Genomic DNA, 11,949 nt, shown 5'->3' on the forward strand with positions numbered 1-11,949 from the left:
AGAGCCGCCGCTTATCGCAGAGTCGCCACGATCTCTTCCAACGCCGCGCGCTGCGCCTCGCCGAGCGCGCTTTCCGTCGCCGCATTCTCCGCCAGCAGGGTTTGCAGGCCGATCAGCCAGTCATAGATATAAAACGCGGTGTTTTTGGTCGGCGTCGGCGCCAGCCGGGTTAACCGCTGCTGGCTGCTCCAGTCCACCGCCGGCTGCGGCGGCGGGGTAAAGATCGGCTGGCCGGGGTTGACGCGGCTCTCGGGGCGCGTTGCCGCATCGCGCCGCTGGAAGCCGAGCCAGGCGACGAAGTCGCCCAGTATCGCCAGCGCCTGGCTGATTTGCCGATCTTCACTCTGTTCCGGCAGGCCCCCGGCGCACAGCGCGCGTTCCAGCTCATCATCGAGCCGCAGGCGACAGGCGGCGCCGATCAGCGCATCGACCAGCAGTTCCAGATGCGGCTTTTCGACGCCGAGCAGCTCCAGCAACCGGCGGCTGTCCGGCAGGCTGCGCAGATGGTTGATCCAATCCGCGAATACCCGCGCGGCAAAGGGCGACGCGGAGGGCTCGCCGGATGCCGGGGTTTCCGGCGCGCCGAACAGATCGATGTCGAGCCCGAACGGTACAGGCGTCGTCGTCGGGGCCGGCGCGGCGTGCTGCTGTTGCTGATAAAGCTGGCGCAACGTATCGCGCTGCGGCAACAGCCGTTCCAGCAGTTCGCCGTGGCGGCCGGCCTGCGCCTGCAGCGCGCGCAGCAGCTGTTGGCCGCGTTGCTGCGCCGCGTGCGGAGCGGCGGCGGTGAGCCAGTTGCCGAGCAGGCTTTCCGTCAGCTCACGCTGCAACTCTTCGCGCTGTTCGAGCAGGCGCGCTTGCTTCTGGGCCGGGCGCGCCTGGGTGGCCAGGTAACTTACCATGCGGCGGCAATCCTGTTCATCCAGCGCCAGCAGCGTGGCCCAGCTGTCGCCGGGCTCGCCGACCTGGCGCTGTACGGCGTCGTCGGGGCGCGCTTTGCCTTCCCCGCGTTGATCGAACGGCGTGATCGCCCAGATCAGGCCGGGTTTGCGGCGCTGGCGCAGCGCCGGGGTTTCTCCCTGAGTCTGGTTGACCCAGTTGGCGAGCGCCTGGCCGACGCGGGCGGCGTCCTGCGGCGTGGCGGCGGCATCGGCCACCAGCAGCAGGTTGGCGTGCAGGCCGTCTGCGCAGCGGGTCAGCAAATGGGCGCGTTTCGCCTGTTGCAGCCGCTGCGTCGGTTCCGCCTGCGGGCAGGCGCGGCTGCCGGGCAGGTCGACCAGCGCCACGTCGGCGGGCAGGCCCGCCTGCGCCGTCTGCGGCAGAACGGTGGTGACTTCGGCGGTCAGCCAGGTCAGATCGCTCAACGCGATCTTCCGTTCACCGCCGTGTTCGGCCATCACGACGATCGCGGCGTTTTCCGCTGCGGCGCTCGCGGTCAGCAGCGGTAAGGCGCGGTGCGGAGCATGAACCTGTCGGCTGCCACCGAGGGCATGCAGCGTGTGCGCCAGCTGGCGATAATGCGCTGTCAGCGTCGTTTCCTCTCCCCACAGCGGCGCAAACAGGCGCGCGCGATCGTCGATGCTCAGCTGCGGCGCCAGCGCCACGGCCTGCGGCCAGAAATGCCTGTCCAGCGTCTGTTGCCCCTTGTCGCCGTGGCGGCGTTGGCTATCCCACAGCGCCAGCACATCGCTGTCGCTGAGGCCGTCGAGGGCGACGGCTTGGCGGTGACGCGCCAACGCTTGCAGATGGCCGGCGATCGCGCGGGCGTCCCAGTCCAGCCGGAAGCCGCCCATCGCGGCGGCATCGAGCGTGATGGCCAGCCACTGCGCTTCATCGAGCAGCGTGAGGGCGAGAGGATACTCGGTGGACGGCGTCGGCGCGGTGGCGCAGTAACGCACCGCCAGCGCGGCGTCGCCGTGCAGCCTTTCTGCGCCGGGGGCCAGCGCCGCCAGTAGGTGGGCCTTGGCGGCGGCGTTGTGGCCGTACAGGCCGATAGCGACCTGCTCAGGTTGCGCCTTCGCCAATTGCAGTGCGCGGTTATGGCAACGGCGCAGGCGCAGCGTCAGGCGATCGGCTTCCCGTTCCAAACGGGCGGACTGCCGGCGCGCGGCGCTCACCCAGGCGATCGCCTGCAGAATGCCGGCGCTGAGTGCGTGGTTCGGGGCCGATTGGGCGGTAGTGATAGCTTTCATCGTGGGTAAATGCTCCCGCTGTCTATCCAGTAGTGGGTCGCGCCGGAGGCGCTGGCAGCCAGGGTATTGAGTTTCAGTTGCAGATGGTGCGCCGGGACGGGGCTGCCGTCGGCCAGCAACGCCTGCGCGATCCTGACGCTTTCCGCGCCCTGTTCGGCGCTGGCGGTAATGGCCAGCCGCAGGGTGATCACCGCGTCGCCGGCCAGTTTGCGCGCCAGCTGGGCGTCATTGATGGTCAGCGTATAGAGCGGCGAGGCCGGCCAGCGTTCGTTGTCCAGTTGGCGGAAGCCCAGGCGCAGCGGGCCGCGCAGCTGGAAGCTGCCGGCGGGGTCGAGCGCGAAGTCGGCGCGATCCAGATCGATGTCGCGGTAATAGACGTTATCGTCCGCCAGCATGTTGTTGCCGTCCAGCATGCCCAGGTGGCGAATGGTGGAGTAAGGCTGGAAATCGCCGACGTTGAAGTAAAAGCTCTCCAGCCGCAGGTCGATCGCTAACAGGCACAACATGGCGCCCACCGCGGCGGTGGATTTCGGGTTGTCGATGCGGCCGCGTTTGTTGAACGGGTACCAGCTGCGGGTGTGGTAGCCCTCGAGCGGCAGAATGCGGCTGGCGGGCAGCGGCTGCAGGTGGCGCAGCAGCGCCTGCACGCCGGGGAAACGCGCCGGGCGGCCGGTCAACAGCAGCACGTCGCAGGTATACAGCGCCACCACCTCGGCCAGCAGGCGTAGGCAGCGACCGATGCCGATGCGATCGGACAAGAAGGCGGCGTGCAGATCGGCCAGGCGGATCACCAGCGGGGTGTGCAGAATCTCGAAGGCGTCGCTGTCGGCTTCGCGCTGCACCTCGCCGTTGATAAACGCCAGCACCTGCGGCGTCGGCGGCTGCGGCAGCAAATCGCCCAGGCTGGCGGCGATTTCCGCCCGGCTGTCCAGCGGGTCGTATTCTTCATAGGCGCCGAGCAGCGCGCGCCCGGCGGGCATGAAAATCTGCAGCGCGGCCTGCTGGCGCAGGGTGGAAAGCCCGTCCATACGCCCTTCGTTGCCGAACAGCCTGTCCATCAACGCCGGGGCGGCGCTTACGCCGGCGGCTTCGAACGCCTGCTGCACGGCGGGCAGGATAAACTGCTGGATGGCGTCCAGCAGGATATCGTCGCCGGCGACTTTAAAGCCCTCGCGGAACAGCAGGCGCGGGTTGATTTTGATGTTGTTGCCCACGCCGTCGTCGAGCGAATAGTGCGTGATCGCCAGATCGGTGGTGCCGCCGCCGATGTCGATGGAGGCGATGCGCAGCGTTTTGCCCGCCTGCTCATCCGGCGCCAGCGGCCGGTCGGGCCGGGCCATGGCGGCGAAAAAGGCGTCGGTGCGGCCGGCGAAGTTCACCTGGGTTTCATTGTACAGATAGACCATCTGGCCGCAGGTGGCCTCGTCCCACTCCATCTGCACCTGCGGCGCCGGGAAGCGGGCGTGCGCGCCGTCGAACGGCGCATCCTGCGGGTGCCAGTCGAGGGCCTTCCACACCAGCCCGATCGCCTCCTGCATGCGGCGGCGGAAGATCTCGCGCTCCGGTTTCGGCATCGCCGAAGGCAGCGTCAGAATGATGGCGCGCAAACGGCGCGGCGCGGCGGCGTTCGGCATGCGGCTGCGCTGGGCGATGCTGTTGATCTGCATCAGCGCCTGCGCCAGCAGCTCGCTCAGCATCAGCGTCATCACCGCGCTGCGGCTGTAATGGGCGGCGAACACCGGCAGCCGTTGCGCCGTCGGCAGGGCGGACAGCGGCACGCCTTCGTCGTTGATCAGGGTGGTCAACGGCGCGGCGGCGGCCATCGGCTCGTGCTGCTCGTTGAAGCGCCAGCCGGGCGCATAGCGCTCCTCGTCCCACAGGTAGCGGCGCGGGCTGGAAATGCCGGTAGTGCCTTCATGGCCCGTTCGCCGCTGCGCCAGCTGCGCGGCTTCGCGGCCGACGCGGGTGATGGACGGCCACTGGAAGGCGTCGTCGCGCCCGCTCTGGAAAGACAGATGCGGCTTGCCGAAGCCGGCCCGAGAAAACTCCACCCGGCTCTCGAACAGTTCGTTGTAGACGCGGTGCGGTTCGGACAGCGAACGCAGCTGCAGCTCGTAGGTTTGCTTCAGGCCGTTGCTCTCCTCCGGATGATCCTCGACCAGCACGCCGCAGGTGTGCGAGTTGCCGACGTCCAGCACCAGATCGACGTCGATCGCCGGTTGCTGCAGCGTCGCCGCCACCATCTTTATCTGCGGCACCGCCAGCTGATGGCCAAGCATGTGCAACAGATTGAGGTAGTGCGCCTGATACTCGAAGGTTTTCAGCCCGGCGTTGATCTCCACTTCGGCACGCTGCTCCCGCTCGGCGGCGCGCTGGCTGAACGCCTCGCGCAGCCAGCCGTCCACCCAGGTCAGATCGAGGAACTCGCCCAGCTCGTGGTTGCGGTGCGCCAGCGCGAAACGGAGATCGGTGCCGAGATCGCTTTCGCCCGGCGCCAGCGCCTCCTGGCCGGGCGCCGCGGCGCGGGTGTCGAAGGCCAGCACCACGCGCAGCAGGTTGCCGTCCTGATCCGGTTCATCCAACTGCACCACCTGCAGGCGCGCCCAGTTGTCCGGGCCCGACAAGAACAGGCCCGCCGGGGTGTGGCGCAAGCAGGGCAGCGGCAACCAGAGCTTATCCAGCAGGTGCAGCGACTGCTGCAGCGGATAGCTGAACTCCGGCCGCACCACTTCGGCGGCCTGGTCGCCCACGGCCGGCAGCTGGTATTTGCCGCTCTCGGCCTCCCATTGCAGGCGCAGCAGCGGGCCGCTGGCGGTCTTGCGCACGAATTTGCCGGGAAACTCGGCGTCCAGCAGCGGCGTCAGGGCAAAGTCCAGAAACTGAATGCCGCTGTCCTGAATCAGCGTAATGCCGTGTTTGTAGTCCGTAAGGGGTGCCAGCATCATTTACTCTCGCGCTTGAACGTCATGGGATAGGTGGTGTCCGCATCGTAGCGGCCGGTGCACTCCGCCGCGCCGGTGTCGCCCTGGCGGCAGACGATCTCCGGGATCTGGTAGCGGCTGCCGTCGCTGCAGCGCGCCTTGGTGCGGCTGTTGATCACCAGATTGCCGGACTGCATCAGCCCGGCTTCGACCGCCACCCGGCAGCTGACGCCGTCGCCGTAGGCGATGACGGCGATGCCTTTACCGCCGTTCAGACGATATTGCAGGCTGGGCCGCTTGCCGGTAATCGGGTCTTTCAGCGCCACCGTGGCGCGCCATTTGCCATTAAGGAAACGGGTGGAGCCGGCCTTCACCGCCTCGGGCGGCAGCACCAGCGCATGTTTGTCCAGCGGCGGCGGGATGACCGGCGCCGGGGGCGGCGGCATCAGCGTCGCGTGCGCCAGCGGTAAGCGCAGCTTGGGCAACGGCGCGGCGGTTTTTTCCGGCGGCGCCGGATGCTGGACCTCCGCCGGCATCGCCGGTTGCGGCGGCGGCGAGCGGTGCAGCCAGGCGGCCAGCGCCGCACTGCCCAGCAACAGTACGGGCAACAGCCAGAGAGCGTAGCGCTGGCGCGGGCGAACGACGGCAGAGGATTCGATAGGCGCTGCCGGGGCGGGCGCCGGTTCAGGCTCGGCGGCCGGGGCCGGTTTTACCGGTTCGACAACGGCCGTCTTGCGCGGTGCGGCGGCGATCGGCGCCGGTTTTTCCACTTCCGATTCGAGCGGGCGCAGGCAGGCCAGCGGATCGTCCGGGCTCTGCGCCTGCGGCTTGATAAAGCCCCAGAAGGTCAGCACCGGCCGATCGTCCACCAGGTAAACGTGGTTGGGGTCGGGCATGTGCATCGCTTTGGCCAGCAGCGCACCGAACAGGCGATGGCTGGGGTGATCGGTCGCCTGGGCCTGTTCCGTCAGGCTGCGGAAGATCGTCAGGCAGTGTTCCAGGTGGCGCACCGCCTGCGCGCGCTGGGCATCGCTCGCCGCCAGCCAGGAGGTGACCTTGCCGGGGAAGGGCGCATACCAGTCGATGCGGGTGCCGCTTTCGTTCGGCTGGGGGATCGCCAGACAGTCGGCGGCCTGCTGCTGCCGGCGAAGACGCAGGGTTTCCCGCAGCTGCTGCGCGCAGGCGTAGATCGGTTGCCCGTTTTCGCCTAAAGCCAGCACATCATCCAAACTGCCACTGCGTAAGAAGGGTTTCACCACGGCACCGCACCTTGTCCTGTTCTGCAAAAACGCATAAAAGTCCATGATACCCCGCAGGCAGAGCCGCCAAACGGCCAAGGACAGCCCGAAAAACGCCCTTCTTTGGCGTTAGCGGAACCGGCACAGTGAAAATCTCGCTATCCGGACCTGTCCGTGAACCGCTTTATCTGAAAAATAGAACCAGGCCCCGGCAAGTGACGCCGGGGAACGATGTTCTCTTTCACTATGACATCGCCTCGCGGGTTGCCGATTTCGGTATGCCTCAGGCGTGCGGAGCGTTCACATGACGGACAGTCAGTCTGAAAAAACTCTCGTTGTTCCCCCTGCGCATCCCGCCGCCGGGCATTCGCCCCAGGGCTGGATGAACGGCTTCCTCGGCATGATTATTTTCAGCGGCTCGCTGCCCGCCACGCGGGTGGCGGTGCTGGAGCTCGATCCGCTGTTTCTGACGGCGGTCAGGGCGGCGATCGCCGCCTTGCTGGCGCTGTGTGCGCTGCTGATCACCCGCCAGGCGCGGCCGACGCGGGCCGATTTGCCGCCGCTGCTGTTTGTGGCGCTCGGCGTGGTCATCGGTTTTCCGCTGCTGACGGCGCTGGCGCTGCAGCACACCACCTCGGCGCATTCGCTGGTGTATATCGGCCTGCTGCCGTTGGCGACCGCCGGTTTTGGCGTTTTGCGCGGCGGAGAGCGGCCCAAGCCCGCTTTTTGGGCTTTTTCAGGCGTCGGCGCCGTGCTGGTGGGCGCTTTCGCGCTAAGCCAGGGGAGCGGCGGAGCCTGGCAGGGGGATGCGCTGATGATCGGTGCGGTGCTGCTGTGCGGCCTGGGTTATGCCGAAGGGGCGGTGCTGTCGCGCCGGATCGGCGGCTGGCAGGTGATCTCCTGGGCGCTGGTGGCGGCGTTGCCGTTGACGCTGGCGGCCACCTGGCTGGCGGCGCCGGCCGGTTGGCCTGCCGTCAGCGGCGCCGCCTGGCTGTCGCTGGTTTACGTCTCGGTGTTCAGCATGTGGATTGGGTTTATTTTCTGGTATCGCGGCTTGGCGCAGGGCGGCATCGCCGCCGTCGGGCAGTTGCAGCTGCTGCAGCCGTTCTTTGGCCTGGCGCTGGCGTGCTGGCTGCTGCAGGAAACCGTCCAGCCGATGATGATCGCCGTGATGGCCGGCGTGGTGGTTTGCGTGTTCGGTGCCAAGCGCTTTTCCCGCTAGGCGCCGCTGCCGGCGCAGGCCAGGATCACCTGTCCGAGCCGTTCCACCGCCTGTTGCACCTGGCGGTCGGCGTAACCGCCCAATCCCAGCACCAGACCCGGCTCACCGTGGCCGGGCGCATACATCGGCGACACCGCCCGCAGCGCCAATCCGGCTTCGTTGGCGCATTGGGCGACCCGCACGTCATCGAGATCTTTCCTCAGCCACAGCACCATGTGCATGCCCTGATCGCAGGGCTGCACTATCGCCAAATCGGCGGGGATGTGCGTGTTGATCGCCTCGATCAGCACCCGGCGTTTCTCGGCGTAGACGCCGCGCATTTTGCGGATATGCCGGTCGAGATACCCTTCAGCGATAAAGGCGGCCAGCACGTGTTGATCCGCGCTGGGCGGATGGCGATCCATCAGGATCCTGGCGCCGCAAAAGGCGTCGACCAGCGGTGGCGGCACGATGGCGTAACCCAGCCGCAGCGAAGGGAACAGCACCTTGCTGAAGGTGCCGAGATAGAGCGTTCGCTCGGGCGCCAGCCCCTGCAGCGAAGGGAACGGGTGGCCGGCGTAGCGCATCTCGCTGTCGTAGTCGTCTTCCACGATCCAGGCCTGCCGCTCTTTGGCCCAGCCCAACAGGGCGCTTCTTTTCGCCATGCTCATCGGCATGCCCAGCGGATATTGATGGGACGGCGTGACAAAGGCGGCGCGGGCGTCGGCGGCCAGGCGGATACCGGCGGCGACGTCGATGCCGTCGGCGGCGACGGGCACCCTAATCATGCGCCGATCGCGAAACAGGCTGTCGAAAATGGCGGTGATGCCGGCGTAGGCGGGGTCTTCCACCCAGGCGCTGTCGCCAGCGTCCAGAAGGATCTGTGCGGCCAAATAGAGCCCTTGTTGCGTGCCGGAGGTGATGAGGATTTGCTGCGGCGTGCAGTTTACCGAGCGGGAACGGCGCACATAGTCGCAGATGGCTTCGCGCAGCGGCAACGCGCCCAGCGGATCGCCGTAGCCTGACGGGGCGCCGGGGCCGCGCGCCCGGATGCGGTTGCCGAGCCGCCGCCAGATATCGTCGGGCGCGGTATCGCCGATCGGCACCGAGACGGTGAACGGCACCGGCGGCAACGCCCGCGCCTGGGCGGCAAAGCGCGCCAGATGCTGCGCCTGTGCGGAAAGCGGCACGGCTGTGGACGGAGCGGCCTGCACCGTGGCGTGCGGCGTGCGGCGCGACGCCTGATAGTGGGCGACCCGGGTGCCGGAGCCGGGCTGCGGCTCGAGAAAACCTTCCGCCGTTAGCTGAGCGAACGCCTCCAATACCGTGCCGCGCGCCAGATTCAGCGCCGCCGACAGCCGGCGCGTCGAGGGCAGCAGGTCGCCCGCTTTCAGATCGCCCCGGTGGATGGCCTGGCGCAGGGCCTGCGCCAGCTGGTGGCTAAGTTGACCCGCCTGACGATCGAGCTCGCCGAGGGCGGGGACGTCAACGGCTTTGGCTGTTCTGGGCATGCATTCCGGCTCGCTTTGCAGTGCGAAAATGAGTATTCAGAGTAAACCACTTTGGCGTCACTCGCGAGCCTGTTGTCGTTCAGTTCAGCTCCCGCTGATTCAGCAGCACCCGATTCAACTCGCTGTTTTTGCGCACGTTCAGCTTGCGCATCGCCGAACGTTTGTGGGCGCTGATGGTTTTCTGGCTGCGCTGCAGCAGGCCGGCGATGCTACAGGCGGACATGCCGCTGCTCATCAGGCCCAGCACCTTTTTCTCACAGTGGCTCAGCGCGGCGAGGCGGCAGGCCTGGCATTTCCATATGTCGGCGGCGTGCAGCGCCATCCACGGCTGCTGAATGAATTTTTCCAGCGCCATCTGCAGCTTGAGGCGAATGGCGTAAACCGAGTCGCGCCGGTGGATGCTGAACAGCGGAGACAGGTTTTTCACCTGTTGCTGAGCCGTGTCGTCGAGGATCAGCAAGGTCAGCTGCCGCTGGCGCGGGATGCCGTAGGGGCTCCGGTAGCAGCAGGCGCAGCCCCAGCGCTCTTCCGGCGTGCGGAACACGATTTCGATGTTATCCAACGCCTGCAGCGCCAGCGGCGAGAACTGCGGATACAGGCGTTGGCATTCGTTCAGGGAGTGCAGATAGTCCTGCAGCAGCAGACGCAGCCCCTGCTGGTAGAAGTTATCGCTGTCGAACAGCGTGAAGCGAATATCTGGCATGGGTGGCTCCTTAAAAGGCCGCGGCGCCGCGCCGGAGCGAACGGTGACGGCCAATCGCCGGCGTTTGCGCGCCGGTCGTTTTCCTGATTTCCCTGAGGCGGTGCGGGGCTTATTGGTACGCCAGCACAAAATTGGCGACGGAACTGAATTCGCCTTCGGTAAGGCTTTTATCTTTCATCGCGCTCGGCCGGGCCTGGACATAGGCGCTGAACCTCAGGGCGTTGGGGCCGTCTTGCAATGTCACCGCATCGGCCGGTGTGCCCAGGTCAATCGCTTTGCCAGCACCGTCGAACAGCGCGATGGCGGCGCCGTTGGCGCCATTGTTGATCGCCAGCTTGCCCGGCAGTTCGGCATCTTCGGTGCCGGTAAAGGTGGCGGTGACCGATTTGAAAACGGCGGTTTTACAGTCGGTTAAGCGAATGGAAAATGACACGGGGTTGGTATGGCCGTAGCGGTACAAGGTTTTGATCAACACCGTATCCATCTCGACGGTCTGGTGAAGAGACTGCGGGTCGATATTGCAGGGTCTGCTTACCACGGAGCCGAAAAAGTCTATTTCCTTATTTTCCGCCGCGACTGCGGAGGAAAATAGAAAACCGATGCCGCACAGAGCGGTGATTGTCCGATAGCTCTTCATCATCACCACCATTAAATATAATTAATCAGCAAGATTACGGTCTTGCGGAAATTGCCTTCCTGTCCTTCCCCGCTGGCCTGCAATGAGGCGCTGTAGGATTTTTGCACCTGATCGCGGCCACTCATGTCGGCAAAGCTGTCGAACTGATTGTATTTAATCCATTTGGGGTTGGAATTATCGTGGATGCGCAAGGTTGAACCATTGTCCATATTCAAGCCGGTAGCGTCGGTCAGCGTGCCGTTTTTCACCATGAAATTGGCCTCCAGCGCGAAGCTGTCGCTGCAGCCGTTTTTGCGGATCAAGATGCTGAAATCCTTGCTCGCTACGGTGCCCGCATTGGGTTTCCAGGTCGGGATCTCACCGAAATCAACGCCTTCCGGGGTTGAAAGCTCCACCGAAGCGGCGCACTGGATCACCTTGATTTTATCCAGCCCGGTAAGGGTGAAACGGTAATTTTTTCCCGGGTGGACGTTGATGCCGCCTACGCCATCGAGCTGAAAAACGGCGATCTGACTGGCGCCCCCTTCGGTGATTTCTCCGGTTTTTTGCAAATAAACCTGATAGTTGACATGACCGAGCTCCCGTTGCTTGGGGGTACGAAACATATCGGTTTGTACTCGGGAGTTGATCAAGCCGAGATCCCGGCCGTTATAAATCACCCCCATGGCGATGCCGGCGGCGAACTGCCGGTTGTCCGGATTGGGATAGAAGTAAACCCATTCCCCCTTGGGTTTGCTGGCGTGCGCCCAGCACATAACGTCGCGGCTCATCGGTTTAGAGGTCCAAAGCCGGCTGCCGACCGGTAAGGTGGCCGGTATGGTCAACCGGCCGATATCCTCACTCTCTTCGGTAATGCCGTTCTCGGTATTCAGGTGGCATTCCAGCGCCTGAGCGCCGAATGGCGTCGCCAGGCAACCCAGCAACGTCAGGCGTTTATAAATAGACCAACTGGACATGCACCACTCCTTTGAATTGGTTTGCTTCGATGAACGGACGGGTTGATTCCAATTGAGCGCTGAACCACAACGTATTGCCGCCCGGCTGCAAGACATAGGGGGCGCCGGGTTGGTTGAGGGGCAATGCACGGCCCCGTTGATCTTTCAGCCGCAGGCCAACGCCTTGTACGCCGCCGTGCAGCTTCAGCAACTGCGGATTGTCGGGATCGCTTTCACCGAGGAACACCAGCGTGGCGGCCTGCTCCCCCCGCAGGTAGAGCAGGCCGGCATCGCCATTGCGCATGCCGGCCGGATTGTCCGCCAGCGCCCGCGCGCCCAGCAGGCAATGGGTAAAGGCGAGACGAAAACGTACCGGCGCGCTTTGATCGCCGACACGCCGGAAGGCGAGCGTGCCGATCTCACCGAGATCGACCGACTGATCGCGGCTGTCCGGCGCCAGGCTGCAGGGAGAGCTCAGCAGAGCGCCCTGAAAACCGACGGTGCCGCTGGTGCCCTGAACCTCTCCCGGCGGAGAGGCCATCGCGGCGCCGTTGCCGAGCAGCAAGGCGCCGATCAGCAGAGGCCGCAGGCGGCCGGTGAAGTCAGCCATG

The 11,949-nt window shown here is 65.7% G+C and carries 9 protein-coding genes; 1 reads left to right on the forward strand and 8 read right to left on the reverse strand.

Translation table 11 applies throughout. The features are described 5' to 3' along the window. Positions 1-11 precede the first annotated feature (11 nt). The 3 genes from ACJ8PI_RS21205 to ACJ8PI_RS21215 are packed head-to-tail and all read right to left on the reverse strand — an operon-like array spanning position 12 to position 6,372. On the reverse strand, positions 12-2,192 hold the full coding sequence (locus ACJ8PI_RS21205; protein ID WP_033649374.1) for a virulence factor SrfC family protein: 2,181 nt from the start codon (positions 2,190-2,192) through the stop codon (positions 12-14). After that, positions 2,189-5,134 carry a virulence factor SrfB gene (locus ACJ8PI_RS21210; protein WP_033654509.1) on the reverse strand — a complete coding sequence of 982 codons (2,946 nt, stop codon included), beginning with the start codon at positions 5,132-5,134 and terminating at the stop codon, positions 2,189-2,191. Before ACJ8PI_RS21210 ends, ACJ8PI_RS21205 begins: the two co-directional genes overlap by 4 nt. Continuing rightward, positions 5,134-6,372 (reverse strand): SrfA family protein, encoded by a 1,239-nt coding sequence (locus ACJ8PI_RS21215; protein WP_164098105.1) that lies wholly within the window; start codon positions 6,370-6,372, stop codon positions 5,134-5,136. Before ACJ8PI_RS21215 ends, ACJ8PI_RS21210 begins: the two co-directional genes overlap by 1 nt. Before the next feature lie 283 nt (positions 6,373-6,655). Here ACJ8PI_RS21215 and ACJ8PI_RS21220 point away from each other — a divergent pair, with 283 nt between their 5' ends. Continuing rightward, positions 6,656-7,573 (forward strand): DMT family transporter, encoded by a 918-nt coding sequence (locus ACJ8PI_RS21220; protein WP_049213707.1) that lies wholly within the window; start codon positions 6,656-6,658, stop codon positions 7,571-7,573. Here ACJ8PI_RS21220 and pdxR read toward each other — a convergent pair. From pdxR to ACJ8PI_RS21245, 5 genes are all read right to left on the reverse strand, one after another. Continuing rightward, a complete protein-coding gene (gene pdxR, locus ACJ8PI_RS21225) occupies positions 7,570-9,063 on the reverse strand; it encodes a MocR-like pyridoxine biosynthesis transcription factor PdxR (RefSeq protein ID WP_049213705.1) in 1,494 nt (497 codons plus the stop codon). The two genes, ACJ8PI_RS21220 and pdxR, sit on opposite strands and share 4 nt — an antisense overlap. A 79-nt stretch (positions 9,064-9,142) precedes the next feature. Further along, positions 9,143-9,766 carry a helix-turn-helix transcriptional regulator gene (locus ACJ8PI_RS21230; protein ID WP_033649366.1) on the reverse strand — a complete coding sequence of 208 codons (624 nt, stop codon included), beginning with the start codon at positions 9,764-9,766 and terminating at the stop codon, positions 9,143-9,145. A 109-nt stretch (positions 9,767-9,875) separates the two neighbouring features. Next, positions 9,876-10,403 carry a fimbrial protein gene (locus tag ACJ8PI_RS21235; protein WP_033638613.1) on the reverse strand — a complete coding sequence of 176 codons (528 nt, stop codon included), beginning with the start codon at positions 10,401-10,403 and terminating at the stop codon, positions 9,876-9,878. 11 nt (positions 10,404-10,414) lie between these two features. Then, positions 10,415-11,359 (reverse strand): fimbrial protein, encoded by a 945-nt coding sequence (locus ACJ8PI_RS21240; protein WP_041037081.1) that lies wholly within the window; start codon positions 11,357-11,359, stop codon positions 10,415-10,417. After that, the gene (locus tag ACJ8PI_RS21245; RefSeq protein WP_164134875.1) at positions 11,337-11,948 is read right to left on the reverse strand and encodes a fimbrial protein; all 612 of its coding nucleotides are present in this window, start codon (positions 11,946-11,948) and stop codon (positions 11,337-11,339) included. Before ACJ8PI_RS21245 ends, ACJ8PI_RS21240 begins: the two co-directional genes overlap by 23 nt. Position 11,949 lies beyond the last annotated feature (1 nt).

The organism is Serratia sp. CY82433 (assembly GCF_052166535.1).
Lineage (GTDB): Bacteria > Pseudomonadota > Gammaproteobacteria > Enterobacterales > Enterobacteriaceae > Serratia > Serratia sarumanii.

Coding starts and splice junctions, on each gene's coding strand:
- ACJ8PI_RS21240 (WP_041037081.1), bottom strand. CDS start 11,359: ATGTCCAGTTGGTCTATTTATAAACGCCTGACGTTGCTGGGTTGCCTG.
- ACJ8PI_RS21220 (WP_049213707.1), top strand. CDS start 6,656: ATGACGGACAGTCAGTCTGAAAAAACTCTCGTTGTTCCCCCTGCGCAT.
- ACJ8PI_RS21210 (WP_033654509.1), bottom strand. CDS start 5,134: ATGCTGGCACCCCTTACGGACTACAAACACGGCATTACGCTGATTCAG.
- ACJ8PI_RS21245 (WP_164134875.1), bottom strand. CDS start 11,948: ATGGCTGACTTCACCGGCCGCCTGCGGCCTCTGCTGATCGGCGCCTTG.
- ACJ8PI_RS21235 (WP_033638613.1), bottom strand. CDS start 10,403: ATGAAGAGCTATCGGACAATCACCGCTCTGTGCGGCATCGGTTTTCTA.
- ACJ8PI_RS21230 (WP_033649366.1), bottom strand. CDS start 9,766: ATGCCAGATATTCGCTTCACGCTGTTCGACAGCGATAACTTCTACCAG.
- ACJ8PI_RS21205 (WP_033649374.1), bottom strand. CDS start 2,192: ATGAAAGCTATCACTACCGCCCAATCGGCCCCGAACCACGCACTCAGC.
- pdxR (WP_049213705.1), bottom strand. CDS start 9,063: ATGCCCAGAACAGCCAAAGCCGTTGACGTCCCCGCCCTCGGCGAGCTC.